At 71.7% G+C, this 26206-nt stretch carries 18 protein-coding genes; 2 read left to right on the top strand and 16 right to left on the bottom strand.

Translation table 11 applies throughout. The features are described from left to right. Positions 1-78 precede the first annotated feature (78 nt). The 9 genes from ACWCQK_RS32335 to ACWCQK_RS32375 form a co-directional block, all read right to left on the bottom strand. Positions 79-774: a hypothetical protein gene (locus ACWCQK_RS32335; RefSeq protein WP_451161078.1), complete on the bottom strand. Its 696-nt coding sequence runs from the start codon at positions 772-774 to the stop codon at positions 79-81. After that, positions 719-1789, bottom strand: coding sequence for a GSCFA domain-containing protein (locus ACWCQK_RS32340; RefSeq protein ID WP_451161080.1), 1071 nt, complete (start codon positions 1787-1789; stop codon positions 719-721). Before ACWCQK_RS32340 ends, ACWCQK_RS32335 begins: the two co-directional genes overlap by 56 nt. Before the next feature lie 10 nt (positions 1790-1799). Continuing rightward, complete coding sequence (locus ACWCQK_RS32345) at positions 1800-10973, bottom strand: amino acid adenylation domain-containing protein (protein WP_451161082.1); 9174 nt, start codon at positions 10971-10973, stop codon at positions 1800-1802. Then, positions 10973-15085 carry a non-ribosomal peptide synthetase gene (locus ACWCQK_RS32350; protein ID WP_451161084.1) on the bottom strand — a complete coding sequence of 1371 codons (4113 nt, stop codon included), beginning with the start codon at positions 15083-15085 and terminating at the stop codon, positions 10973-10975. The genes ACWCQK_RS32345 and ACWCQK_RS32350 overlap by 1 nt, the downstream gene beginning before the upstream one ends. 511 nt (positions 15086-15596) lie before the next feature. Next, positions 15597-16292, bottom strand: coding sequence for a DUF899 domain-containing protein (locus ACWCQK_RS32355; RefSeq protein WP_451161086.1), 696 nt, complete (start codon positions 16290-16292; stop codon positions 15597-15599). 117 nt (positions 16293-16409) lie between these two features. Further along, on the bottom strand, positions 16410-17408 hold the full coding sequence (locus ACWCQK_RS32360) for an NADP-dependent oxidoreductase (RefSeq protein ID WP_451161088.1): 999 nt from the start codon (positions 17406-17408) through the stop codon (positions 16410-16412). A 225-nt stretch (positions 17409-17633) separates the two neighbouring features. Next, positions 17634-18143 (bottom strand): DUF302 domain-containing protein, encoded by a 510-nt coding sequence (locus ACWCQK_RS32365; protein WP_451161090.1) that lies wholly within the window; start codon positions 18141-18143, stop codon positions 17634-17636. A gap of 151 nt (positions 18144-18294) precedes the next feature. Next, a complete protein-coding gene (locus ACWCQK_RS32370; RefSeq protein WP_451161092.1) occupies positions 18295-18900 on the bottom strand; it encodes a hypothetical protein in 606 nt (201 codons plus the stop codon). Positions 18901-19135: 235 nt separating this feature from the next. Then, on the bottom strand, positions 19136-19897 hold the full coding sequence (locus tag ACWCQK_RS32375) for a hypothetical protein (RefSeq protein WP_451161094.1): 762 nt from the start codon (positions 19895-19897) through the stop codon (positions 19136-19138). Between the two features lie 314 nt (positions 19898-20211). On the opposite strand from ACWCQK_RS32375, the gene ACWCQK_RS32380 reads away from it, so the two are divergent. Continuing rightward, positions 20212-21057, top strand: coding sequence for a prephenate dehydratase (locus ACWCQK_RS32380; protein ID WP_451161096.1), 846 nt, complete (start codon positions 20212-20214; stop codon positions 21055-21057). Between the two features lie 18 nt (positions 21058-21075). On the opposite strand, the gene ACWCQK_RS32385 is transcribed toward ACWCQK_RS32380, so the two are convergent. From ACWCQK_RS32385 to ACWCQK_RS32405, 5 genes are all read right to left on the bottom strand, one after another. Beyond that, entirely contained in the window at positions 21076-21624 is a 549-nt protein-coding gene (locus ACWCQK_RS32385) for a CGNR zinc finger domain-containing protein (RefSeq protein ID WP_451161098.1), read from the bottom strand. Positions 21625-21785: 161 nt separating this feature from the next. Further along, positions 21786-21980 carry a hypothetical protein gene (locus tag ACWCQK_RS32390; RefSeq protein ID WP_451161100.1) on the bottom strand — a complete coding sequence of 65 codons (195 nt, stop codon included), beginning with the start codon at positions 21978-21980 and terminating at the stop codon, positions 21786-21788. Between the two features lie 147 nt (positions 21981-22127). Next, positions 22128-22574, bottom strand: a complete 447-nt coding sequence (locus ACWCQK_RS32395; RefSeq protein WP_451161102.1) for a VOC family protein — start codon at positions 22572-22574, stop codon at positions 22128-22130. A gap of 110 nt (positions 22575-22684) precedes the next feature. Next, entirely contained in the window at positions 22685-23536 is an 852-nt protein-coding gene (locus tag ACWCQK_RS32400; protein WP_451161104.1) for an alpha/beta fold hydrolase, read from the bottom strand. A gap of 103 nt (positions 23537-23639) precedes the next feature. After that, complete coding sequence (locus tag ACWCQK_RS32405; protein WP_451161106.1) at positions 23640-23840, bottom strand: hypothetical protein; 201 nt, start codon at positions 23838-23840, stop codon at positions 23640-23642. A gap of 100 nt (positions 23841-23940) precedes the next feature. Between ACWCQK_RS32405 and ACWCQK_RS32410 the strand changes: the two genes are divergently transcribed. Continuing rightward, positions 23941-25002: an alpha/beta fold hydrolase gene (locus ACWCQK_RS32410; RefSeq protein ID WP_451161108.1), complete on the top strand. Its 1062-nt coding sequence runs from the start codon at positions 23941-23943 to the stop codon at positions 25000-25002. 127 nt (positions 25003-25129) lie between these two features. Here the strand turns inward: ACWCQK_RS32410 and ACWCQK_RS32415 are convergent, their stop codons facing one another. Both ACWCQK_RS32415 and ACWCQK_RS32420 read right to left on the bottom strand, forming a co-directional pair. Then, on the bottom strand, positions 25130-25483 hold the full coding sequence (locus ACWCQK_RS32415) for a VOC family protein (protein WP_451161110.1): 354 nt from the start codon (positions 25481-25483) through the stop codon (positions 25130-25132). 85 nt (positions 25484-25568) lie between these two features. Further along, on the bottom strand, positions 25569-26168 hold the full coding sequence (locus ACWCQK_RS32420) for a TetR/AcrR family transcriptional regulator (protein WP_451161112.1): 600 nt from the start codon (positions 26166-26168) through the stop codon (positions 25569-25571). Positions 26169-26206 lie beyond the last annotated feature (38 nt).

A 26206-nucleotide genomic window follows, 5' to 3' on the forward strand; every position in this document is an offset into this window, starting at 1 on the left:
GACCTCCATGACATCGGTGGGAGAGGTGGGAGCTGTGGAAACGGTGGGAGCGGTGGCGCGTCGGTGTGCGGGCAGGGGTCACAGGCCCCGGTCGAGGAGTTCGGACACGACGAGACGGCCGAACGCGAGGTTGCCGTGGATCGTGTCGTCCACCTGGCAGAAGGCCGGACGCTGCCGTCCCGTGCCGTCGGTGACGCGGGCCCGCAGGTCGACGATCTCGACGTTCCGCGAGGCGAGTTCGGCCACGATGACGTCCTGCGCCGCGAAGAAGACGCGTGGGTCGGACATGCCGGGCACGCGTTGGGGCGGCAGCGGGGCCACGACGCGCAGTCCGAGCGCGGCGGTGTGGTCGTAGAAGGCGAGCGCGCCCCGGACGGTCGCCCGCACCAGGTCGGCGAAGAGTGGCCCGCGCAGGAACCCGTCCGGGACGATGCCGTGCCGGTCGCGGTGGACGTCCCAGTTCTGACGGGTGGCCACCGTGTGGGCACTCAGCCCGAACGTGCACACCAGCGGTACCGGCAGCCCGGCGAGCGCGCCCACGTCGAGCGTGTCGAGGAACTCCCGGTACAGCCGCTGCGCCCCGGCCTCCCGGAAGGCGAGGCCGGTGCCGTCGGCGTCGAAGAAGGGACCCAGGAAGTCCCGTCCCGAGCCCACCGGGCCGCCCACGAAGGACAGGTCGGCGGCCTGGGCGGCCTGTCCGACGCAGCCGGCGTGGGAGTCACCCAGCAGAAGGAACCGAGCGGGGGCTGTAGTAGTCGAGCACGGCGTCGTCACACCAGTGGTCCTCTCCGCCGACGACAGGGATGGCTGGTCCGGGCGCGGGGCGCGCCGGGTCGGTCCGGCCCTGGAGGGCCTGGAAGAAGTGCCGCATCACGAAGGCCACTCCGTCAGGACGGACCGTGCGGAGGTTGGGTTCGTAGAAGCGCGCCCGGTACGGGAAGCCCGTGACGATCTCGTACGACGGGAAGTAGTCGACGTGGTCCGCCTCGTCGGCGAGCTGGCCGGCCGCCGCGCGCAGGACGGACTTGGAATGGGTGGTCGCGACGAGGGCGTGACGGCCGGTGGCGGTGGCCGTGAGCGGCACCGGGGAGACGGTCAGGACGGTGCGCAGCCCGGGGTTGACACCGCGGGCCAGGGCGAGCAGGTCGGTCAGGTCGCGGTGGACCCGCGCCACCGTGTGCTGCTGCAGGACGTGCCGGGCGGGATCGAAGGTGCCGCGCACGGTCCCGGGGCACGTCGGCAGTACCGTGCCGGTCCGCGTGTCGTGCCAGGCCTCGGTCAGGCCGAGGGTGAAGACGAGGACGTCGGCCTTGGCGAGAGCGGTGCGGATGGCCGCGAGGGTGATCTCGCGCGAGCGCAGCAGTTCGTCGTGGGAGGCGAAGCCGTCCGGTTCGAGGGCGGGCCGGTAGGGGTCGTGGAAGACGCCGTCCTCCTCCCACGCCTCCTCGGGCGGCTTCTCCTCGCCGAGCGCCCAGGCGACCCACTGGCGCAGCGCGGCGGCGGTGTAGATGTTCCCGGTACGGAAGGAGAAGCGGCGGTAGCCGCGTGCCGACCGCTCGGCGCGGGTCAGGCCCGGTGGTGCCGGTTCGGCGTCGTACCAGTGCATGCCCTCCTCCAGAAGGGCGCGGCCGATGTGGGCGGCGAAGCAGGATCCGGCGGTGACGACGGGATCGTCCTGGCCGAGGGTGAACTTCGGTGTCCACAGGTCGCTGATCGCGAGCGGGTCGGGTTCGGCGACGGCGGTACGCCAGAAGGACCGCGCGGGCAGGCTGGTGTAGGGGTGCTGCACGGTGGCCTCCTCAGGACCGGCCCGCGGGCTGGGACAGGACGGTGTGCGCCTCCGCCGGAGCCGGCGCGAGGGTGGCGGCGATGGCACGGACGTGTGGCTCCGCGACGAGTTCGTAGTGCGTGGCGTCGACGTGGTGGACGCGCAGTGGCCGGGGCAGGTGCGCGTCCCACGCGTCGGGCGCGGTCGGCTCCGGGGCCAGGAGGCCTTCCTCCACGGGGCGTTCGGCGAGCCAGACGGTGGTGGGGGTCAGGGCGAGCCGGGGCAGCCGGTGCTCGGCCATGGCGGCGAGGTTGGTGCGGCAGCAGCGCGCGAGGCGTTCGGCGTAGGCACGGCCGGACTCCGGCAGCCGTTCGGCGGTGTTGCCGTTCAGCTCTCGGGCGAACACGGCGTCCACCTGTCGTTCGTCGTAGGCGGCGAGCCGCCTTCCCGCGCCGGGTGGTGGCGGGTCGAGCAGGTACAGCCCGTCGGCGGGCTGGCCGTCGGCCTCGGCGAGCGCGGCCATCGACAGGGCGGTCCAGGCCCCGAACGACCAGCCTGCCAGCCGTAGTCGGCGGTCGGGTTCGGGGAAGGCGGCGCGCAGGGCGTCCAGGTAGTGCGCGGCGCGCTCGGCGATGGACCGGGCGGGCAGTCCGGGGTCGCGCAGCCTCGGGTCGGCGATCAGGCAGACCGTCGGCTCGCCGGGCAGGGCGGCCACGAGGGGCCGGTAGGCCTGGATGTCGCCGCCGACGGGGTGGACCAGGCACAGTACGTCCCGGCCGGTCCCGCGCTGCCAGACCTCGACGTCCACGGCGGCGGACGCCCGCGCGCCGGTCTCCAGGTGGCCGAGGATCTCGGCGAGGCTCACCCGGTGACTCAGGCGGGACAGTTCGACGTCGGTGCCGTAGCGGCGTTTCACCTCGTCGAGGAGCTCCAGCAGGGTGAGCGAGTCGGCGCCCAGGTCGTAGAGCGCGGCCTGCGGGTCGAGGTCGTCGACGCCCAGGAGGCCGACCAGGACTTCGGTGAGTCCGACGGCGGGGTCGTCGTACGCGGGAGCGTCGTACGCGGGGTCTTCGTACCCGGGGTCGTCGTACGCGGGGGCGAGCCGTGGCGCGGGGACGGAGCGTGGGGCGGGACTGGGCGATGGGACGAGGCCGGGTCGCGCGGCGGAAACGGGCCGAGGGACGGTTGTCGATTCGTAGAAGTAGTGCGCCTGGGCGAGGGGTGTCGTGTTGACCAGCAGATGGGGCAGTTGCAGCCGCAGTGCCTGCTCGAAGACCGCCGCGCCGTCCTCGGGAGTGAGGGCCACCGCGAGATGGTGCTGATGGCGGATGTCGGCGCTGAGCACCCGCTGCGCCATGCCCACCTCACGCCAGGCGTCCCAGCCGATGGTCATGCGTACGGTGGCGTCCTCGCCGGCGGGCGGCGCGTAGTGGGCGTACGCGTCGAGGCAGGCGTTGGCGGCCGCGTAGTCGAACTGTCCGACTCCGCCGTAGCCGGCCGCCATGGACGAGCAGTAGGCCGCGTAGTCGGGGTCGTGCTCGGCGATGAGCCGCTCCACGAGCAGGGCGCCGCGCAGTTTGGCGGTCGTCGCGTGGCGGGCGGTGGCGGGGTCGCGGTGGGCGAGGAGCCCGCCGGCGGGGGTGCCCACGGCGTGCACGATGCCGGCGAGACCGTCCAGGTGCGGGGCCAGCCGGTCCGCGATCATGTCCAGGTCGTCGGTGGACAGGTCGGCCGTCACGAGCGTGACGCGGCCCGGGTGTGCTCCCGGCACGGCCGGGGTCTCGGTCCCCCGGGCGAGGAGGACCACGCGGTTGCCGGGGTGCTCCAGGAGGCGGGCGGCCAGGGTGCCGCCGATGCCGCCGGTTCCGCCGAGCACCAGGTGGGTTCCGGGGGCCACCGCTCGTACGGCGTCCCGCGGGGTTTCGGGGGCGGGGACGGGCTGGACGGTCCGGTGCCACCAGAAGCCGTCGCGCAGCGCGCTCGCCGGTTCGGCGGGAGCGTCGTCGAGCAGCAGGTCGGGCAGATGGGCGGCCCAGTGGGCCGGGCGGGGACCCGGAAGGTCGGCCCAGCGCAGAAGCACGCCCAGTTCCTGCCGGGGAACCTGGAGCGCGGCGCCCAGCAGCCCGGCGACAGGAGTGCGGACGGCGCCGGTGACCGGCTGCGCCCCGTGGGACAGCAGCCAGGCGCGCGGCCGGTCCGTCTCCGGGGTGCCGGCCAGGGCGCGGGCGAGGGCGGCGACCGTGTCGAGGCAGGCCCACTGGGCGGTTTCCAGGGCGGCTTCGTCGGCGCCGTCGTCCAGGGTCAGCGGCAGCGCGTGCAGCCAGTCGACGCCGGATCGGTCGTCCCCGGCGACCTGGTCCAGCAGGGCGGCGAGCTGCCCCGGGTCGGCGGGGTCGGCCTCGTAGCGGTCCTCGTCCCGACGGGTGAGGGTGGTACCCGCGCGAACGGTCACCACCCGGGCGTAGTGGCGCTCCAGGAACCGCCACGACTCGGCGTCCGCGTCCGGTGCGGTGACCACCACGGCGGTGCGCCGGGGCTGATGTGCACCGGTGCGGGCCCGGCGCAGCCGAGTCCACACCGGCTGGTGTAGCCACTGGCCGGCGGGCAGCCGCCGGGGACCCGGTGCGGCGGCCGCCGGTTCGGCCTCGGATCCGCCGGGTGTCCGGGGGAAGTCGTACTCCGCCGTGTCGAAGGCGGGCGGCGGGAAGTCCCAGGGTGCGGGGGCGGGCCCGGCGGGCCAGACGAGGGTGTCGCCGGCCGTCCAGGCCCGCGCGAGTGCGCCCGGGTCGCCGTCGTGCGCGGGGTGGCGCTTCGCCGGGTGCGGTGCCGTGACCTCGGGGAGCGCGTCGAGCCAGGCGACGGCGGAGTCGACGTCGGGGCAGTGCGCCGCCGCGCGGTGGCCGAGTGACGGCCGCCCCGCCTGGAGGTGGCGCAGGACCTGCGGGTAGGCGGCGGGACGCGCTCGCAGATAGGCGGCGATACGGCGTCCGTCCGCACGCACGGCGGACTCGGAAGCGCCGGACAGCACCAGGCACGGCACCGGCTCGGCGGCGGCCGGGCCGGGTGGCGGCTCCGCATGTTCCAGCAGCAGGTGGGCGTTGGTCCCGCCGATACCGAAGCTGCTCACGGCGGCGACCCTCGACGCGCCCCGCGGCCAGGGTTCGGCGGTGACCGGAATACGGAACGGCCCGTCCTCGATCTCGGGGTTGAGCCGGTCGAAGTCCGCGGTGGGCGGGATGATCCCGTGGTGCACGGCGAGCACGGCCCGCACCAGGCCGACGACGCCCGCGGCGGCGCCCAGGTGGCCGATCTGGCTCTTCACGGAGGACAGCGCCACGCGCGCGTCGTCCGCCAGGCCGTACGCCTGCCGCAGGGCGGCTGCCTCCACCGGGTCCCCGAGCCGGGTGCCGGTGCCGTGGGCCTCGACATACGCGAGGTCGGTGCCCTCGCGGCCGCTGCGGCTCAGGGCCGCCCGGATCGCGGCCCGCTGCCCGGCGAGGGCGGGAGCGCTGTAACCGAGCTTTTCGGAGCCGTCGTTGTTGAGGCCCGAGCCCGTGATGACGGCGTACACGGTGTCGCCGTCGCGGCGGGCCGCGGCGAGCGGTTTGAGGACGACCACGCCGGTGCCGCTGGCTCCGACGGTGCCCTCGGCGTCCGCGCTGAAGGGCCGGCAGTGGCCGTCCGGGGAGAAGATGTGCTGCGGGCGGTAGGTGTAGCCGTCGGTCAGCGCGGTGTCGACGAGGACACCGCCGACGAGCATCACGTCGGCGTCGCCCTGGCGCAGCATCCCGGCGGCGACGTGGACACCGGCGAGCGAACTGGAGCATGCCGACTGGACCGTGAGAGCGGGGCCGGTGAGTCCGAGGTGGTAGGCGGCCTTGGTGGCGAGGAAGTCCTTCTCGTGGTGCAGGGCGAGCCGGAAGGCGTCGGGCAGGGCGTCCGGGTCGCCCTCGCGCAGCATGTGCTGGAAGTAGGTGTTCTCTCCGCAGGAGGCGATGAGTCCGATCCGGTGGGCCGCCGGGTCGCCGAGTCCGGCGTGGGCCAGCGCCTCGACGCAGTTCATCAGGAGGTGGCGTTGCTGGGGGTCCATCAGTCGTGCTTCCTGCGGGCTGATCCTGAAGCGGCCGGGGTCGAAGGCGAGCAGGCCGTCCATCTGGCTGCGCGCGCCGACCCGGTCGTCGGTGGCGGCGAAGTGCTCGATGCCGCGCCGGCCGCTGGTGACCAGGTCCCAGAAGGCGGCGAGGTCGGCGGCGCCCGGGAGGCGTACGGCCATGCCGATGACGGCAACGGGCTCCTCGGACCGCTCCCCCGGGGCCTGCGGTGCCGGCCGGTCGTCCTCGTCACCCGCGTCGAGCAGGCGGGCCAGGGCGCGCGGGGTGACGTGCTCGAACAAGTCCGGTACGCCGAAGGGGAGATCGCCCTCTCCGGCGCAGCGCAGGTGGAAGCGCATCAGGTCCAGGCTGGTGGCCCCGGCGTCGAAGAACCTCTGGTCCACGGCGACCGGTTTGCCGGTCACGGTCTCGAAGAGGTCGGTCAGCCGTCGTTGGAGCGGGGTGAGGTCCGCGGACTGGTCGCCGGGCGAGCGCAGTTCGTGGCCGGGGGCGGTGAGGGCCGCCCGCCGGTCCAGCTTGCCGCTGGGCGTGCGCGGCAGGTCGGTCAGGCGGCGGAAGCGGCTGACGCGCACGTACGCGGGCAGCAGACGGGCGAGGTGGCGGGTGAGTTCCGCGGGGTCGGGGTCATCGCCCGGGTACTGGAGGGCGGCCACGAGTCGGCCGTCGTGGACCTGCGCGATGGCGTTGGCCACGCCGGGGTACTCCAGCAGCGCGGCCTCGACCTGTCCCAACTCCAGCCGGTGACCGCCGAGTTTGACCTGACTGTCGTCGCGGCCCGCGTAGTGCAGCAGGCCCTGCCGGTCGAAGCGGGCCCGGTCGCCGGTGCGGTAGAGGACGCCGAGGTCGGGGTCGTCGAGGAACCGGTCGTGGTGCGCGGCGGCGGCCGCGCCGAGGTAGCAGCGTCCGGCCATCGGGCCGCCGATCAGCAGGTGCCCGGTGACATCGGGCGGGACGGGCAGGCCGTCCTCGTCGACCACGCGCAGCACGGCGTGCGACACGGGCCGTCCGATGGCGGGGCGCGACGGCCAGGCGGCGGGGTCCCCTTCGAGGCACAGGGCGCTGACGACATGGGTCTCGGTGGGTCCGTAGTGATTGAACAGCCGCGCGTCCGGCAGGGCGGCGAACCAGCGGCGGATGGCGTCGGTGCACACCAACTGCTCCCCAGCCGTGACCACTTCGCGCAGCCGGGACGGGAAGCGCGCCGTACGCACACCGTGTTCGGCGAGCAGCTGCAGGGCCACGTACGGCAGGAAGATCCGTTCCGCTCCCCCGGTCTCCAGCTGTTCCAGCAGGGCCGGCACGTCCTGGCGCCAGGCGGGGTTCACCAGGCGCAGCAGGCCGCCGGAGCACAGGGTGGTGAGGATCTCCTGGAAGGAGACGTCGAAGGACAGCATGGAGAACTGCTGGGTGACGGCCCCGCCTTCGAGGCCGCCCTCGGTACGTTGCCAGGTCAGCAGGTTGCACAGGGTCCGGTCGGGGACCTGGACGCCTTTGGGGGTGCCGGTGGAGCCGGAGGTGAACAGGGTGTAGAGCGGGCGCTGTCCGCGATGCCGGTGCGGCACGGGTGTGGATCGGGGGTCGTCGGTCAGGGTGACCGGGTGCCGGGGCAGGGACCGGGGCGCGAGAGTGTCGAGGACGTCGAGGTCGGCGGGGGCGACCAGGACACAGAGCGGGGCGGCCTGGTCGAGCACGTGACGCAGCAGGGACGGCGGGTAGGCCGGGTCGAGGGGGACGACGGTCACGTTGAGGCGGGCCGCCGCCAGGAGGGCGACGACGTGTTCGACGGAGGGCTGGAGGTACAGCGCCACCGTCGCCGGCGCGGCGGGATCCGCCGGCACGCGGGCGCGCAGGGCGGAGGCCAGTTCGTCGGCCTGGGCGTCGAGTTCGGCGTACGTGAGCGTGGACGCTCCGTCGGTGACGGCCGGGGCGTCGGGCGTACGGGCCGCCTGCCGGGCGAAGCCCTCGGCGACGGTGGGGAAGTCGGGTTCCGGGGTGGATCCCCTGCCGGTGTCGGGCAGGGACCGGCGGTAGGGGGCCACCAGGTCGCGCACGGTGACGTCGGGGTCCGTGGTCAGACGGTCGAGGGCGTGGCGGAAGAGACGTCCCGCCGCTTCCGCGCGCTCGGCGCCGATGTCGTCCCGGTACTCCCACAGGCAGTCGAAGCCGGACTCGTGCTCGACGACGGACAGGGTCAAGGCGCACTTGGCGCCCAGCGGTTCGGGCCAGCGCGTTCGTGTCCGGCAGCCGTCCAGGCGCAGCGTCGAGAACTCGGTGTTCTCCAGGACGAACAGGTAGTCGAACAGCGGGGAGCGCTCGCGGAGCGCCGGGGCCGCCAGGACGTCGGCGAGTGCGACCTCCTGTCCCGCCAGGACGGTGCGTACGGCGTCGGCGTGCGCGGCGAGGTGATCCGTCAGGGAGTCGTGCGGGCGTACGGCGAGGTCGAGGAGGACGGTGTTGGCGAACATGCCGACGGTGTCCGCGAATTCGGGCCTGGGCCGGTTCGCCACGGGGGCGGCGATGAGGGGCCGGTTCTGTCCGGTCACTCCGTACACGCTCGCGGCGAACGCGGACACCAGGAGCTGGAACCTGGTCAGGCCGAGTTCCGCGGCGCGGCGGTCCAGCGCGGCACGGCGCACCAGGTCGAGGGAGGTGCGCAGCAGCCTCGCCCGGGGGCGGTCCTCGCGGTCCGGGATCGGCGAGGCGGGTGACGGTTCGTCCTCGCGGCCGTAGTGGGACAGCAGGCGCGCGCGGTGGCGGTCGTAGGCCGGGCTGGTGTGCCAGGTCCGCTGCCAGCGGGCGAAGTCGAAGGGGGTGACGGCGGGCACGGGGGCCTGGTCCGCGCCGCTGTAGGCGTCGGTGAGGTCGCGGAAGAGGAGGTTGAGGGACCAGCCGTCCACGGCGACGTGGTGCAGGTGCAGCAGGAGGAGGCCGCCGTCGGGCCGCTCGGTCCATGCGGCCCGCAGCATCCGGGGGCCGGTGAGGTCGAAGCGGTGGCCGAAGAAGCGGTCCGCGGTGTCCTGCCACCGCTCGTCCGTCCGCGCGTCCAGCCGCTGCCAGGGGTCGTAGGGCTCCTCGGTCCGCTGGAGCAGGCCGTCCGGGGTGGGCACCAGGCGGGTGCGCAGGGCGGGATGGCGCTCGACCAGCGTGCGGACCGCGCGGTGCAAGGCCTGCGGGTCGACGGCTCCCTCGATGTGGAAGACGAGTGGTACGTCGTAGGCGCGGTCCTCGGGGTCGCGCTGGTGCAGGAGCCAGAGGCGTTCCTGCTCGCCGGTGGCCGGCGCGGTCGGGCCGTCGAGCGCGGCCGGCAGGGGCGGGTGCTCGCCCGCGCCGGCGTCCGGGGCGTGCACGGCGGCCGCGAGGGCGGCGAAGTCGGCCCGCAGGACGCTCTCCTGTGGCAGGTCGACACCGAAACGGTCGAGGATCTCGAAGCGGAACCGCAGCGCCTTCAGAGAGTCGCCACCACTCGGTATCCAGCGGTCGTCGGGGCGCAGGCCCTCGACGGCGAGGATCCGTTCGGCGATGTCCAGCACGGGCCGCTGCTCGGCGCTGACGTGCGCCTCGTCCACGCGCGTACCGCGCCACGGCGGGCCGGCGTCACGCAGCAGGGCCGTCTGGTCGACCTTGCCGTTGGCGGTCAGCGGGAGTTCGGCGACGAGGTGGGTGTGGTGCGGGCGCATGTAGGCCGGCAGGGCGGCCGCGAGGTGGCGTTCGTAGGCGTCGTACGCAAGGTCGTCGCCCAGCACGAGGAAGGCCAGCAGTTCGTTGCGGTCCGCCGTGTCACGCCGGGTGCACACGTGGGCCCGGCGGACGGCCGGATGGGCCAGGAGCTGCCGTTCGACCTCGCCCGGTTCGATACGGAACCCGCGCACCTTGACCTGCCGGTCGGCCCGCCCGACGTAGGTCACGCGGCCCTCGGCGTCCTGGCGGACCAGGTCGCCGGTGCGGTACCAGCGGCTCGGGCCGCCGCTCGCGTCGGGCAGCTCGACGAAGCTCCGCGCGGTCCGCTCCGGCAGGTTGTGGTAGCCGCGCGCCAACGCCGGTCCGGACAGCAGCAGTTCGGCTACCTCACCCGGCTCGGCGGTGCGGTCGTCCTCGGTGCGTGTGAGCAGGCCGGTGCCCGGCAGCGCGGTGCCGATGGGGATCGTGTCGCCGGTGAAGTTCCGCGGGATCGGGTGGCACAGGGCGAACGTGGTCGCCTCCGTCGGCCCGTACACGTTGTGCAGGACCGTCCGGGAGCCGGGGTTGGCGTCGTACCAGCGGCGTATCAGGGGGACGTTGAGCTGTTCGCCGCCGACGAGGACCTGGCCGACGTCGGCGAAGCAGTCGGGCACCTTCTCGACGACCGCGTTGAACAGGGCGACCGTGATGAACATCGTGTCGATACGGCGTTCGCGCAGTACGTCGGCGAGCCGGCGCGGGCTGTGCACCTGGGTGTCGTCGAGCACGACGCAGGAGCCGCCGGTCAGGAGCGGGGCCCACACCTCGAAGCTGAGGGCGTCGAAGGCGGGGTTGGAGAGGCAGGCGTAGCGGGCGCCGGGCCGCAGCTCGATGTAACCCGGGCGGCCCAGGCGCAGGACGCCCGCGTCGGTCACCTCGACGCCCTTGGGGCGGCCGGTGCTCCCGGAGGTGTAGAAGACGAAGCCCGTGCCGGTGTCGCCGTCGCACGCCGGAGCCTGCCCGGCCGAGTCGATCCGGTCGGCGGGCCCCACCGCTCCGAGCAGCAGGTCGGCTTCCAGTTCGTCCGGGGTGCGCGGGTCGTCGCGGACGACGAGGACGGCGCCGGAGTCCGCCAGGATGTGCCGCTGCCGTTCCGGCGGACTGAGCCGGTCCAGGGGTACGACGGTGGCTCCGGCGCGGCGGATGCCGAGCAGCACACAGATCAGCCGCCAGGACCGGGGCAGGCCGACGGCGACGGCGTGTCCTGGGCGCACTCCGCGCGAGCGCAGGTGATCCGCCACCCGCGCGCTGAGCAGGTCGAGTTCGGCGTAGTCGAGGGTCCGGGAGCCGTCCTCGACGGCCACCGCGGAGGGTGTCCGGCGGGCCTGGGACAGGACGGCGTCGGCGAGCGGGCTGAGGGCGGCCGGGGGCTTCATCACGCCTCCTGGGCCGAGGCGGCGACGGCGTGGGAGTCGGCCGGGAGGGCGGATTCGCTTTCGTGGTGCGCCAGTTCGGCGGTGAGCAGGGCGCCGACGCGGGCGGCCTCGCCGCCTTCCAGGATCTCCCAGTGGTCACAGGCCAACGTCTCCACCCGGAACTCGCCTTCCGCGCGCCGCCGCCAGAAGTCGCGGACCTCGCCGTGGAAGGGGGTGTCGGTGCCACCGGGCACGGCCTGGGCGAGGACGATCCGGGCCGGGGAGACGGCGGGGAGATGGTCGCGGGCGGTGAGCCGGTTGTGGTTGTAGAGGCGGAAATAGCGCTCTACCTGTGCGTCGTCGATGCCGGGATACATCCCGTTGAACCTCACGAGTTTGTCGCGGAACTCCGCCGCGTCGACGGCGGTGATCGCCGTCCGGGCCGAGGCGTCGTCGGTGGCCTGGGTGTCGAGCAGGACGACACTCACGTCGTGCCGGCCGGACCGGCTCAGCACGCGCGCCATCTCGTGGGCGACCAGACCGCCGTAGGAGAGTCCGGTGAGGACGAGGGGGCCCTCACCGAGGGGTTCGAGGAGCCGGACATACGCCTCGGCCATGGCCTCCACGGTGGGCAGGACGTCCTCGCCAGGGTTCACGCCCGGCGACTGGATGCCGTAGAGCCCGGCCCGTTCCGGCAGGAAGGCGGCCAGCGGCAGATAGCAGAAGGCGGTGCCGCCGGCGGGGTGGACGCAGACCACCCTCGGGCCCGTGCCCCGGCGGAACTCGATGAGGCTGCCGGGCACGCGGTGGATGCCGTCCTCGCGCAGCAGTGCGCTGAGCGCCTCGATGGTGGGACGCAACATGACTTCCGCGACGGGCAGTTGGCGTCCGAAGGTCTCGCCGACCTCGTGAGCCATCTTGATGGCCGCGAGGGAGGTGCCGCCGATGTCGAAGAAGTTGTCGCTCACACCGATGTCGGGGTGGAGCAGGACGCGCTGCCAGATGCGGTACAGGGCGTGTTCGACGTGGTCCCGGGGGCTGGCCGTGTTGACCTGGGTCGAGCCCCGCTCCCGCACGAGCCGCAGCAGCTCACCGCGGTCGACCTTGCCGCTGCGGTTGAGCGGGAGGGACTCCAGGCCGAGGACGACGGCGGGGATCATGTAGTCGGGCAGCCGGCGCGCGAGTGCGGTGCGCCAGTCGTCGGCGGCGCGTTCCGGCGCGGTACCCCTGCCCACCCCGGCCACCAGCCGGGGCTGCCCGGCCGCGTCGCGGTCGACGAGGACGACGGCCTCGCGGACGCCGGGCAACGCCATGAACGCCGCCTCGACCTCGGCGGGTTCGATCCGGAAGCCGCGCAGTTTCACCTGGTCGTCGGCGCGGCCCGCGTAGTGGGCCTGGCCGTCCTGCCCCCAGCGGGCGAGATCGCCGGTGCGGTAGACGCGTTCGCCGGGTACGAACGGGTCCGGCAGGAAGCGTTCCTCGGTGAGGTCGGGCCGGTTGAGGTAGCCCCGGGCCAGGGACGCCCCGCCGAGGTACACCTCCCCCACCACTCCGGGCGGGACGGGCCGCATCCGGCCGTCCAGCACGTAGAGCCGGGTACCGGGCAGCGGGCGCCCGATGGGGCAGGGCCGGTCCGACGGACGGGGATCGTAGTAGGCGGTGCTGTACAAGGTGGCCTCGGTGGGGCCGTAGCCGAAGCAGATCCGCAGGCCGGGCAACTGCTCCGTCATGCGGTGCAGGGCCGCTTCGGTCAGGGACTCGACCCCGGTCAGCAGCTTGCGCAGAGGCAGACCGCGCAGCCGCTCGGCGGGATCCTCGTCGATCCACTTGACGTAGGCGGGCGGCAGGAACGCCTGAGTCACCTCGTGCGCGCGCATCCACGCCATCAGGGCGTCCGGGTCGCCGCGCAGTTCCTCGGGAACGATGTGCAGGACGCCGCCGGTGGTCAGGGGCAGCAGCAGCTCGTGGATCGAGGCGTCGAAGCCGATACTGGACCACGCCGAGCCGACCTCACCGGGGGCGGTGCCCATCCGGTCGTGCCAGGCCGCGAAGAGGTTGAGGACGCTGCGGTGCTCGACCGCGACACCCTTGGGCCGTCCCGTGGACCCGGAAGTGAAGATGACATACGCCGTCCGGTCGGGCCCCCGGCCCACGTCGGCCGGTGGCTGTTCGCCCGCCCCTCCTTCGGCCTCCACGGTGCGCAGGTCGAGCCAGTCCCCGGGACGGTTCCCGGAGTCGTGGTCGCTCAGCACCACGGGGCACACTGCGTCCTCGACCATGGCGGCGAGGCGTTCCCGCGGCTGTCCGGGGTCGAGGGGGAGGTAGACGGCACCGGCCTTGAGAATGCCCAGGACGCCGACCGCCAGGTCGACGGTCCGGCGCGCGTGCAGCCCCACCACGTCGCCGGGCCGCACCGAGCGGGCGACGAGGGCGTGCGCGAGCCGGTTGGCACGGCGGTCGAGCGTGGCGTAGTCGAGCGTCCGGTCCTGGTCGACGACCGCTGCCTGTGCGGGGTGCCGGCGGGCCTGAGCCTCGATGAGGGAGGCGATGCCGTCGGCTGTACGGAGGGCGGTGGCGGTGGTGTGGGGTGCGGTGGAGGCGGCCGTCATGGCTTCGCTCGCGTCCGCCGTCATGGCCCTGGTCGCGACCGCTGTCATGCGCTCGGTCGCGTCCGCCGTCAAGGTCTCGGTCGCGACCGGGGTGACTGCCTCGGTCCCGACCGGGGGGACTGCCCCGGTCGCGTCGCCTTGGCGGATCAGCCGGAGGCACTCGGCCGGGTCCATCAGCTCCAGGGCCTGGACGTCGCGCTCCGGATGCCGGGCCAGGTCCGTGAGCAGGTGGCGCAGATGGGCCGCCCAGCGTCGGGCGGTGGCGTGGTCGACGAGGGCGGTCGCGTAGTCCAGGTGCCCGATGATCCGGCCGTCCGACTCGGTCGCCGACAGGGCGAGGTCGAACTTGGCCGGAGCGTGGACGATCGGAAGCGGCTGGGCCTCGATCCCGGGCAGGCACAGCAGGTCGCGCCGGTCCTGCACCCACGCCAGCATGGTCTGGAACAGCGGGGTGTAGGAGGCGCTGCGGGGCGGGTTCACCGCCTCGACGACGCGCTCGAAGGGCAGGTCCTGATGGGCCAGGGCCTCCCGGACGACGGCGCGGGTGCGGGTCAGCGCCTCGGAGCCGCTGGGTGAACCGGACAGATCGATCCGCAGCGGGAGTGAGTTGACCAGGAACCCGATGAGACCGGCGGCTCCCGGTCCTCGCCGGCCCGCGACCGGACTTCCGACAACGATGTCCTCCTGGCCGGACAGCCGCGACATCAGCATGGCCCAGCCGGTCAGGACAGCCACGAACAGGGTCGCTCCGTGTTCGCGCGCGAGAGTCCGGAGTGCGGCCGTGACGTCGGCGTCGAGGTCCCACTCGACCCGCCCGCCGCGATAGTCCTGCTCGGCCGGGCGCGGGCCGTCCGTGGGCAGCTCCAGCACGGGCGGCGCGTCGCTCAACGCCCGTTTCCAGTATTCCTCCTGAGCGGCGAGAGCGCCGCCGAGGACGGCCTCACGCTGGGCGTCCGCGTGATCGGCGTACTGCGCCGCGAGTCCGGGCAACGGCTCCGGATCGCCGTCGATCAATCCTGAGTAGAGCGCCGCCAGTTCCCTCATCATCACGTTCATCGACGCGCCGTCGTAAATGCTGTGATGGAACGTCAGAAGCATCACATGCCGCTCACCCCCCAGGGCCAGCAGGCGGCCACGGCCGAGCGGTCCCGCCTCCAGGTCGAAAGCCCCCTCCGCCTCCTGCGACTGGCGCGATGCCACGCACGCGTCGGGGTCGGCCTCCGCGGTGAGGTCCTCGAAGACCAGCCCGAAGCCCGCGCCCGGCGGGTCGATGTGCTGGCTCACCACACCCGCCTCGGCCACCAGTCGGGTCCGCAGGGATTCGTGCCGGTCGCTCAGCGCGTCGAGCGCACCGGCCAGAGCGTGACGGTCGAGTGGACCGGTGAGCGCGAAGGCCAGGGTCTCGTTGTACGCGGCGTTCGCACCACGGAGTTGGGCCAGGAACCACAGACGCTGCTGGGCGAAGGACGCGGGCCGGACCGTGGGGGTGGGGAGAACGGGGCGGGGGGTGTGGTGCACCGGCAAGACCTGGCCTTCCTGTCGGGGTGGGACCGGGGAGGAACTGGGCGCAATAAATGACGGCGCCGCGGTGGACGCCGTCAAGGTGAGAAATCCACACTGGAAGCCGGGAGATATATGCCGAGGAAATCGGCGTCAATTACCCGGTCACATAGTTGTGTTGGTCAGGCGGACTTATCAGGAGCCTTCGTGAGGCAGTGATGATCATCATTCACAAGCGGAGGGCATGTCAACACTTGACTTTGCGTCCCGACTTCGCCTAGACGATGAGCTCCACAACAGTCTCATAAGGTACGGCTGCACCGGTATGCGAGATCCACATCAACACGGTGTGACCGAATTGAATGCCTAAACTCACCCAGCGTATTCAGGCAATCCACGGCCGCGCGACGCATTCACACCTCATGCCGCGTGCGGTTCGACCGGTCGAATAGGCGGACCGGTCCGGTGGACCCGGAACCGGACCCGCCCGGTCGAGCTGACCGTGGCCGTCCGGTCCGGGATGCCCACGACGTGATCAGGCCTGCGCGGAGTCCGGGCCGTACGCCGCGGCGATGTCCTTCGAGGCGGACCACCGGCTGTACGTGGGCGACTGCGGCCAGCCGGCGGGCGAGTCCTGCCACTCCTCCTGCCGTCCGTACGGCAGGAGGTCGATCAGCGCGAAGGTGTGGCTGAGCTGTTCGGTGCCACGGCCGGTGGTGTGCCAGGTGCGATGGACGGTGTCGCCGTCACGGAGGAACACGTTGACGGCGAAGCCTTCGCCGGGCGCCGCGCCCACGTCGGCGCCGAAGGGGCTGTTCGCGGTGGAATACCAGGTCATCTTGTTGCCGACCCGGTGCTTGTAGGCGAGCGCCTCCTCGATCGGGCCCTGGGTGACGATGACGAAACGGGCGTCGTAGTTGTCCAGGAACTCCAGCCGGGTGAACTGCGCGGTGTACCCCGTGCAGCCGGGACACTGCCACTGCTCGCCGGGGAACCACATGTGGTTGTAGACGATCAGTTGCTTCTTGCCCTCGAAGAGGTCGGCCAGCCGGACCGGTCCGCCCGCGCCGTCGAGGACGTACTCGGGCATCCTGACCATCGGCAGACGGCGGCGCTGGGCGGCGATCGCGTCGAGCTCCCGGGTCGCGGCCTTCTCCCGGGCCCGTAGCGCGTCCAGCTCACGCTGCCAGGTGTCCGCGTCGACGACGGGCGGTAGTGCGTTGGTGTCCATGATCCCTCACTGATCGTGTGCGCGGTCTGCGGTGTGAGGGTGTGGACCCCCCGCGACGCGCGAAGTCATCGGCGTGGCGGTGACCGGCCGACAGGATCCGCGGCAGAGGGCGGGGGCTCAGAGTTTGATGATCATCTTGCCGGTGTTGTCGCCGCGCAGGACGCCGAGGAAGGCGTCCAACGTGTTCTCGACTCCTTCGACGACCGTCTCGCGGTACCTGAGCTCTCCCGAGCGCACCCAGGCGCCGACCTCCTCGAAGAACCGGGGCTGGAGGTCGTAGTGGTCCCGCACCAGAAACCCCTCCATGCGGCCACGGGTCTGGATCAGCCGGGCCAGGTTGCGCGGGCCCGGTGCGGGCTCGGTGTCGTTGTAGGCGGAGATCATTCCGCAGATCGCGATGCGGCCCTTCAGGTTGAGCGAGCCCAGGGCGGCCTCGAGATGGTCGCCGCCGACATTGTCGAAGTACACGTCGATGCCGTCGGGGGCGGCGGCCCGCAACTGAGCGGCCACCGGGCCGTCCTTGTAGTTGAACGCCGCGTCGAAGCCGTACTCGTCCAGCAGCAGGGCGACCTTCTCGTCGGACCCGGCGGAGCCGATCACACGGGAGGCGCCCTTGAGCCCGGCGATCTGCCCGACCTGGCTGCCGACCGCGCCGGCCGCACCGGACACGAAGACGATGTCGCCCTCCTGCAACGCGGCGGTGCGGAGCAGACACGCGTACGCGGTGAGGCCCGTCATGCCGAGCACGCCGAGGTACGCGGACAGGGGCGCGGCCCCTGGATCGACCTTCACGCACTGCTCGCCGTCGACGGTGGCGTACTCACGCCAGCCGCTGGAGTGCAGCACGTGGTCGCCCACGACGATGCCCTCGGCACGGGAGAAGACCACCTCGCCGACGGCACCGCCCTGCATGGGCTCGTTGAGTTCGAAGGGCGCCGCGTACGACTTGGCCGCGCTCATGCGCCCCCGCATGTACGGGTCCACGGAGAGGTACGCGTTGCGGACGAGGACCTGGCCGTCTCCGGGCTGGGCCAACTCGGCCTCGACGAGGGCGAAGTCCTCGGGAACGGGCCAGCCCTCGGGGCGGCTGAGCAGAAGCCACTCGCGACTGGTCACTGGGAAGGTGAGTGAGCCGGACACAGGGCCCTCCTCGGCGTGGGAATGTCGGGTGTCTGCGACGGGGTGGGTGAGACCTGGCGGCGGCCCGCGCCCGCGTCCATGCGCGCGGTCAAGGCAAGGCTCCGGAAGTCCGGTTCGCTGTCGGGAACGACTGAGCCGACGCCGTCCGTTCGGTCGGCCTACTCGGACCCGGGCAGCGAACTCAGCACCGCACGGACGCGATCAGGCGAAATCCTGCCCGGCGTCCACGCCGCACAGGCGGAGAAGCTCGATGACATAGCGGTCGAGTTCTTCACCGACCTTCGTCACTTCCGCCGGACCCAGGCTTCCGAACTCGTCGCTGGGCCGGTGCATGCTGAGGACGGCATTGTTCTCGTCGTCGCTCCACACCAGCATCCGCAGCGGCGCGTACAACAGGGCCCGGGGGTCGTGACGGAACATGCTCTCGGCGATGACATGGTTGCCGATCAGATACTCCATCGACCTCGTGGAGCCGTTCGCCAGGCGCAAGGCCCGGGTGCCGTTCAGCCGCCAGTAACGGATCAGGTGGTGGGGAGCGTTGACTTCCATGGCCGCTCGAACATCGTCCCAGGTACCACCAGCCTCCTCGATGAGCTCGTACACCCCCGCGTCAAGGGGAGGAGCCGCCTCTTCGAGCGCCGTGACGAATTCACCGTAGGGAATACCCGTGTGAACGTCCACGCGCTTCACGGTGTGGGTCTCGCTGGGCATGCCTGACATCCCCTCGTCATGGGCTGCGCCCTGTGACGCCGTCTCGCACAACACCTCGGGGGACTACGGCCTCCCACTCGACGGTACGTAGGCAAGGTGGGCCGGGCAACTCGGCCGGTGTCCCCTGGTGGGGCGACTCGCACCTCACACGTCAGGGGCGCAGCCCCGCCCGCCTGAGTGTGATCTCGGACAACGCGTCGATGATCTGCTGGTCTCCTCGCCGCCAGGCGTCGGCGAGTCCACCGGGAGGGGCGGGGACCGCGGCGAGAGCGCGCTGCGGGCCGGTGAGGGCGCGCAGCGCGAGCAGATCGGCGCCTCCGTCGGCGTCGAGCAGTCGCCGGGTGGTGGCGCTGCGCCGGATCCAGCGCAGGCGCGGGGGGAGCCACAACACCAGTACGAAAGCCACCGGGAGGACGATCAGGGCGACCGCCGTCAAGGTGGCGACCTGGCCCACGGTGTCCTGCAGCGACTGTCCGGCATCGGCGAGGCCGGTCCCGGCGTCGGCGGCGGACTGGAGCGGCTTCTTCAGGGAGTCGCCGACGAACGGCACTTTCGCGGCCGCCTCGCCGGCGTCGCCGAGACCGTCGGCCAGGGTGTCGCCCGCGCTCTCCGCCTTCCGTCCGGGCTCGGCCAGCAACAAGATCACGTCACGAACGGCCAGGGCGAACTTCACCGCGGCCGCGATCAGGACGACGGCGATCAGGTCCGCGACCACCTGACGGGTCCGACGCGCTGAAGTCTGGGCATAAAGTCGCATGGACGTGCTCCTCTTCCGGCGATGACATCGAAGGTGGACCGGCTTCAGCCAGGAGGAGTGGTCAGAACGGCTCTTCGCATCGTGGTGACAGCCCGTCGACTTGGCAGGAAGCGCAACGACCGAGAGCGTAACCCGTGCGCGCCGCACGGAAACTGATTCCGGATCACTTTTCGAGCCATGGGCACGGGGGTCTCCGCGACCGCGGTCACGCACGGCCGCGCGTCGGAAGGGTCCTCTACGGGCCCACCCGTCCGAGCCGCAGGTCCCGGTGGAGGAACCACGCCGTACCCGCGACGACCGTCCCGCAGACCGTGGGCACGAGCAGCCACGGGAGGCCCGTCCACACGGTGACCAGGCCCACGACGACGCAGCTGGCCCCCGCGACGATGAGCAGCCACTTGCCGTACGGACGCCAGGTGAAGAACCCGGGGTCGCGTGGCCTGGCCAGCCGGATCGCGCCGAACATCAGCGCCAGCGCCGCCAGCAGTCCCGCGAACGTGCCCACGGCGGCCGTCATCTGAAGCTCGTCGCGGGGCGCTTCGGAGGATTCCTGCCGGGCGTCACCCTCGGCGACGACCACGACGACGCCGCGCCAGACGGTGCCGGTGACCCGGTCGCCTCGCTCGAGCCCGTCCAGCACCGGTTCCGGGTCGCCGAACGGCACGACGACCCGCGCATAGGGCTCGGGGCCGACCAGGGTCGCCCGCATGTGCCTGCGCGCCTTCACGGTGTCCTCCACGGTGAAGGGAACCTCCCGCAGGCAGTCCTCCGCGCTCGGTATCACCGTGCGGGCGGGACAGACGTCGGCCGCCTTGTACTCCCGGTAGAGGGTGCGATCGGTGGGAAGCACCGTGGCGAAAAGGAAAGAGGACGTCAGCGCGGCGGCCAGGGACAACATGATCAGCACCGCACCCACCAACAGGTTCCGGCCGGCCACCGGCGCGTGTGGCGACGGCCCGTCCGCCCCCTGGGCCGCGCCACTTCTCATCGTCTTCATCGCTCGTCTCCCCCGCCGCACCCCACCGAAATCCGACGGGCAAGTCTCGTGCAGTCATGATCACGCGGGCAACGACGGCGACCGGCAGTCAGACGTAGCACGTGCTTGCCGTACCCGGGCAACGTGATGCGCGCACCCGCTCGGGCGCCTGGCTCGACAGGGTGTCCGTCCTCGGAGACCTCAGGCACCGGCACGGGCTGAAGGCCGTGCGGAGTCTCTCGTTGTGGACAGCAACGTGGTGGTCGACCTCGGCGATCTACCGTAGGTCTCCGGCTGACCGAGGACGTCGGCTCCGTAGCGAGAGGTGACACAAAGTGACGATCGTCGCATATCAGGGCGAATTCGGCTCCAATTCGGCGACCGCCACCCAGAACCTCTTTCCCGGCAGCACGGAACTGCCCTGCACGAGCTTCGAGCAGGCGCTGGACGCCGTCACCCTCGGGACCGCCGACCTGGCGGTCATCCCGGTGGACAACTCCGCCGCCGGGCGGGTCGCGGACGTACACCACCTGCTCCCGGAGTCGGGCCTGTTCGTCATCGGCGAGTACTTCCTCGCCATCCACTTCGACCTCATGGGCGTACCCGGTACGGCTCCGGCCGACGTCGAGTGCGTCCGCAGCCATGTGCACGCGCTGGGGCAGTGCCGCAAGGTGTTGCGCGAGGGCGGCTGGCGCACGCTCGTCAGTGACGACACGGCCGGGGCCGCCCGCGAGGTGGCGGAGCTCGGTGACGCGCGGCACGCGGCGCTCGCCCCGCCCGCCGCGGCCCGGCAGTACGGCCTGGAGGTACTGCGCGCGGGGGTCGAGGACGACCCCGACAACACCACGCGGTTCGTCGTCCTCTCCCGCGAGTCCGCCTTCGCGCCCGTCACGGACGAGCCGACGATGACGAGCCTCTTCTTCGCCGTACGGAACATCCCCAGCGCCCTCTACAAGGCGCTCGGCGGCTTCGCCAGCAGCTCGGTGAACCTCACCAAGATCGAGAGCTACCAGTTGGGCGCGGGCCTCAATCCCAGTTGTTTCTACGTCGAGGTCGAGGGCCACCCGCACCAGCCCCACGTGGCGCTCGCCCTCCAGGAACTGCACTTCTTCTCGTCCGAGGTACGGATCCTCGGCGTGTACCCGGCACACCCGCACCGCCTGCTGGAACGCACCGGGTGACCATCGCACCCGGACCGGTCAGACGGTCGCGCCGCTCTGGCGTGCCCGGTAGGCGGCGGCCTTGACCCGGTTGCCGCAGGTCCGCATGGCGCACCACTCCCGCCGATGCCCTCGCGACCGGTCGAGGTAGACCTGCGTGCACTCGGGACGCGAGCACTCGCGCAGGAGCGCCTCCTCGTCGCCTCCGAGGATCTCGACCGTCTCGCGCGCGAGAGCCGCGAGCCCCTGGGAGACGGAGCCGGTACGGGTCGTACCGTCAGGTCCGAGCCGCAGCGTCACCGGCAGGCCCGCCGCGTGCAGGTTCACCGCGGCGACCGCCTTGGTGGGCAGCGGCCGGCCGGCGAGGCGGGACGCCACCAGCGCGTAGATCGCCTCGCGCAGTTCCAGGGCGAGGGTGAGGTCCGTCTCGTCACCACCGGGCGCCAGATCGAGCATCTTCGACTCGACGAACCAGTCGTCGAGCAGCTCGGGAGAGGCGAGCTTCTCCATCGGTGCGTCGTTGCGTCGCGCGCGTAGGGTGCCGACGAAATCGAGAGGCAGCGTGCCGCAGGGGAAGGCGTGTTTCACGTCACCATATTGACCAGTGACTGACGAATACGCAACGTTCTCGCCGTGTTCCACTTCCCTCACTCACCCACTCTCCCGACCACTTCGGACCCTCGCGCGCCGCGAACCGACCCTTCGCCCGAGGAACTACAGCCAGGACCAGGCCACAAGCACAGCCAGGACTACAGCCCCAGATCGAGGGCCAGGCACGAGAAGTAGTTCCACGAGCCTTCAGGGTTGTACGAGGCGGCACCCCCGCCGCCGGCCCCGGCGTCCGCCACCTCGGTCATGTCCTCGAAGCGGATCCGCTCGGGAAGACTGCCGTAGCGAACGTGCCGTGCCGCCGCGGCGGCATCCGTCGTGACGTCCTCGCTCATGACCGTTCCCTTCTTCGTCGATCGTCTTCGTCGATCGAGTTCGTCGATCGTGGATCGCGCCCCGCTCGCCGCGAGACGACAACAAGACTGCGCTCTTTCACGTAACCTGTCAAGGCGGTGACGAGCGGTGCGCCCAGCGTGCTGCCGTCAGCGGCCCGGCGCGCGTTCGGTGATCTCCTGGAGTATCCAGTCGTTGCCGTCGGGGTCCGCGAACGAGGCGAAGGAGCCGTAGCTGGCTCGCTCCGGGTGGAGTCCGGGCACCCTGCCCGTCTCGCCGGCGTGATGGAAGGCCCCGGTGACGTCGTGGAACGGGCCGGAGACATCGACGCCTCGGTCGGCCAGCTCCGCGCCGGCCTGCTCGATGTCGGAGACGATGAGATGGAGCCCCCGAGCCGAACCCGCCGGGGTATGCGTCACGCCGTCGCCGAAGATGACCGAGCACGCCGAGCCGGGCGGCGTCACCTGCACGATCCGGTAGCCGTCGTCGATCGGGAAGTCCGCGTCGAGGCGGAACCCGAGCTTCTCCACGTAGAAGTCCTTGGCCTTGTCGACGTCGGAGACGGGGATGACGACGACTTCGAGCTTCATGTCCATGGCAGCGCTCTCGCTTTCAGGTGTCGAGGTGTAGAGGTGTAGGTGTCTGGGTGCGGGTATCGGGGTGCAGACGTCGTGTCGCCGGTGCCGGAGTGCAGACGTCGGGGCCGCTATCGGGTGGTGCGCGCGGCCTCTTCGATGACGCGGGTGACGACGCCGGGGTGGGAGACGGCTACGGCGTGGGAGGCGGCGACCTCGGTGGTGTGGGCGTGGGCCCGCCGGGCCATGAAGCGCTGGGCGGAAGCCGGGATGTTCAGGTCCTGGGTGGTGATGACGTCCCAGCTGGGGATGGTCTTCCAGGCGGCGACCGTGGCCTTCTCCTCCAGGGCGGCCTGGGCGACGGGGCGTTGGGCGACGGCGGCGAGGGCGGCTTCGTCGCGCGGAACGTCCGCGGCGAACTGGTGGCGGAACTTGCCCTGCTGGACATAGAGGTCGGTGCTGGTGGTGCCGTCGGCATGGGTGACCGTGACGGGGTCAAGGACATCGGCGAGGGTGGAGCCGGGGTATTTGCCGGTCAGCCCCAAGGCGCTCTCGCCGGGGGCGGGCAGGAACGCGGCCACATAGACGAGGGCCTTGACGTCGGGGTCCTTCGCGGCGGCCTGGCTGATCACGGAGCCGCCGTAGGAGTGGCCGACGAGGATCTTGGGACCCTTGACGTGGTCGAGGAGGCCGCGCAGCTCGGCCGCGTCGTTGCGCGGGCCGCGCAGGGGGTTCGCGGCGGCGACGACGGGGTAGCCGTCGGCGCGCAGCCGGGAGATCACACCGTTCCAGCTGGAAGCGTCCACGAACGCGCCGTGCTCCAAGACGATGGTGGGCTTGCCGTGCTCCTTGCCGACCGCCGTGGCGCCGTCGGCACTGGCGGTGCCGGCGAGCGCGAAGGCCCCGAATGCCGCGCCCGCCGTGACGGCCACGCCGACACCGGTGAGAGCCCGTCGCTTGCCTACGGCCTTGATGTTGAACACGAGTGGATCCTCCAGAAGTACGTGGGGCGACGCGGAAACCGTCCGGTCGCCGGATGACGCCGGCCGCGGCACAGCTGTCTGGCAGCCGCTCGGCATCACCGCTCTAACTGGTGACTAACTTGCCCTGCATCGCGTCACCTGTCAAGCCGGTGATGGATGAATCGATCGGCTCGCCTGCAATCGCCCGACGATCGAGATCACGCACAAGCGGCCGTCGGTTGAGATCACGACGGCCGATGACAGCAGGCGCCGCCGAGGCCACATAACCGTCTTGACCGGTGACGAATCGCTGTGTCAGAGTCATCGCCGCGAGCGGCCTGCGGCGATGACGCCGAGACTTGTCCCACCGGAGTCCCTGCCTCGCACCGGCAGAGCGCATCGGAATGACGCACGGAAGGTTTCACATGATCAACAGGCGTACCTTCAACAAGGCGATGGGTCTGGGCACGGGCGCGGCCGCCGTCTCACTGGCCGGTCTCCACGGAGTCGCCGACGCGTCCACCGCTCCGAGCCGAACCGGCGGGGCCCCCGTCGTGCCGGCGGTCACTCCGGGCACGCACACGTCCTTCCCCGCGCTGAAGCAGGTGAAGGCCGGTCTGTTGAACGTCGGCTATGCCGAACTGGGGCCCGCTCACGGCCCTGTGGTCATCTGCCTGCACGGCTGGCCCTACGACATCCACAGCTACGTCGACGTCGCTCCCCTGCTCGCCGCCGAGGGCTATCGCGTGATCGTGCCCTACCTCCGCGGCCACGGCACGACACGCTTCCTGTCCTCACGGACCTTCCGCAACGCCCAGCAGTCGGTGATCGCCCTGGACATCATCGCGCTGATGGACGCTCTCAAGATCCACAAGGCCGTGGTCGCGGGCTTCGACTGGGGCTCCCGCACGGGTGACATCCTGGCGGCCCTGTGGCCCGACCGGGTCGAGGCACTGGTCTCGGTGAGCGGCTACCTCATCACCAACCGCAAGGCCCAGCTGGAGCCGATCGCCGCGGCCGCCGAGCACACCTGGTGGTACCAGTACTACTTCGCCACCGAGCGCGGCAAGAAGGCCATGGAGGACAAGGTCCACCGCCTTGAACTGACCCGGCTCGTCTGGGACATCGTCTCGCCGACCTGGAACTTCGACGACGCCACCTTCGAACGCACCGCGGCCGCCTTCGAGAACCCCGACTACCCCGCGATCGTGATCCACAACTACCGCTGGCGACTGAGCCTGGCGGAGGGCGAACGCCGCTACGACCGCTACGAGGACGAGTTGGCCCTCGCGCCCGCCATCACGGTGCCGACCATCACCCTCGACCCCGAGCGGGATCCGTTCACGGCGCCGGGCAACGGGGCAGCGTACCGGAGCAAGTTCACCGGAAAGTACGAGCACCGGACACTCACGGGCATCGGCCACAACCTGCCGCAGGAGGCGCCGACGGCGTTCGCCCAGGCCGTGGTCGACGTGGCCCACTTCTGACGGACGGAACAAGGGGCCGGCCGAACCGGCCGGCCCCGACACCTCCGCGGACGCTCCCGCCCGTGCCGGCGCGATCGACGTGCTGTCCGGTTGGGACCAGCACGTCACCGCCTGCGTGAGCGCGCGGTCAGGCCGGCTGCCACAGCTCGATCCGATGCCCCTCGGGATCGGTGACCCAGCCGAACCGACCGACGCCGTCCATCTCCTGCGTCTCCTCGGCCACGTCCGCCCCCTTGGCGCGCAGTTGCGCGAGCATCGCTTCCAGGTCACGGACCCGGAAGTTGAGCATGGATTGCTGGGTGCGGGAGCCGAAGTAGTCGGTCTCCGACTCGAACGTCGCGAACACCGTCGGCCCGGTCTCCTGACGCCACAGGCCGTTCTCGTCGGCGTCCAGACCCAGGCAATCGCGGTACCACGCGTTCAGGGCCGCCGGGTCGGAAGCCCGCAAGAAGTATCCACCGATTCCAAGCACACGTTCCATGCCGCCATCTTGCCAGGGCGTCGATCGGGCGGACCCGCACCACGCCATCGCCCAAGTCGCGCACAAGGCGGTCACGGCAGTTCCCTCAGCCGTTCTCGACCACCGGCGAACCCTCCGCCGGTCTGGCGCGGCCCCGCAGCAGGACGTCGAGCGAATCCACGACCCACACCCAGGACTCCTGCGCGTCGGGAGCGCTGTGCTCGAAGCCTCCGGCCAGCTCCAGGCTGACGTAGCCGTGGAAGACGCTGCCCAGCAGCCGGACGGCGTGTGTCTCGTCCGGCTCCGTCAGGTCGTAGCCGCGCAGGATCGCTCGCGCCATCTGCGCGTGCCGCACCCCGGCGCTGGCGGCCGCCGTCTCGGGGTCGAGCCGCAACCGGGCGGCGGCGTAGCGGCCGGGGTGCTCCCGGGCGTAGTCGCGGTAGGCGTTCGCGACCGCGGAGAGGGCGTCCTTGCCGGCCCGCCCGGCCACCGCGTCGGCGACCCGGTCGGCGAGTTCCTCCAGCGCGAACAGGGCGATCCTGGTCTTGAGGTCCTTGGAGCTCTTCAGGTGCGAGTACAGACTCGCGACCTTGACGTCGAACCGCCGGGCGAGCGCCGAGACGGTCACCTGCTCGAACCCGACCTCGTCGGCCAGCTCCGCACCCGCACGGGTCAGACGCTCCGGGGTCAGTCCTGCTCTCGCCATACCTAACCTTCCGCCCATCCAACGACAAGCATTATGCA

It is taken from the genome of Streptomyces sp. NPDC002306, assembly GCF_053593435.1.

What these genes read in the sequence shown, in the direction of transcription:
- ACWCQK_RS32345 (WP_451161082.1), bottom strand. Translation starts at nt 10,973, where the DNA reads ATGAAGCCCCCGGCCGCCCTCAGCCCGCTCGCCGACGCCGTCCTGTCC.
- ACWCQK_RS32355 (WP_451161086.1), bottom strand. Translation starts at nt 16,292, where the DNA reads ATGGACACCAACGCACTACCGCCCGTCGTCGACGCGGACACCTGGCAG.
- ACWCQK_RS32365 (WP_451161090.1), bottom strand. Translation starts at nt 18,143, where the DNA reads ATGCCCAGCGAGACCCACACCGTGAAGCGCGTGGACGTTCACACGGGT.
- ACWCQK_RS32370 (WP_451161092.1), bottom strand. Translation starts at nt 18,900, where the DNA reads ATGCGACTTTATGCCCAGACTTCAGCGCGTCGGACCCGTCAGGTGGTC.
- ACWCQK_RS32375 (WP_451161094.1), bottom strand. Translation starts at nt 19,897, where the DNA reads ATGAAGACGATGAGAAGTGGCGCGGCCCAGGGGGCGGACGGGCCGTCG.
- ACWCQK_RS32390 (WP_451161100.1), bottom strand. Translation starts at nt 21,980, where the DNA reads ATGAGCGAGGACGTCACGACGGATGCCGCCGCGGCGGCACGGCACGTT.
- ACWCQK_RS32395 (WP_451161102.1), bottom strand. Translation starts at nt 22,574, where the DNA reads ATGGACATGAAGCTCGAAGTCGTCGTCATCCCCGTCTCCGACGTCGAC.
- ACWCQK_RS32405 (WP_451161106.1), bottom strand. Translation starts at nt 23,840, where the DNA reads ATGACTCTGACACAGCGATTCGTCACCGGTCAAGACGGTTATGTGGCC.
- ACWCQK_RS32410 (WP_451161108.1), top strand. Translation starts at nt 23,941, where the DNA reads ATGATCAACAGGCGTACCTTCAACAAGGCGATGGGTCTGGGCACGGGC.
- ACWCQK_RS32415 (WP_451161110.1), bottom strand. Translation starts at nt 25,483, where the DNA reads ATGGAACGTGTGCTTGGAATCGGTGGATACTTCTTGCGGGCTTCCGAC.
- ACWCQK_RS32420 (WP_451161112.1), bottom strand. Translation starts at nt 26,168, where the DNA reads ATGGCGAGAGCAGGACTGACCCCGGAGCGTCTGACCCGTGCGGGTGCG.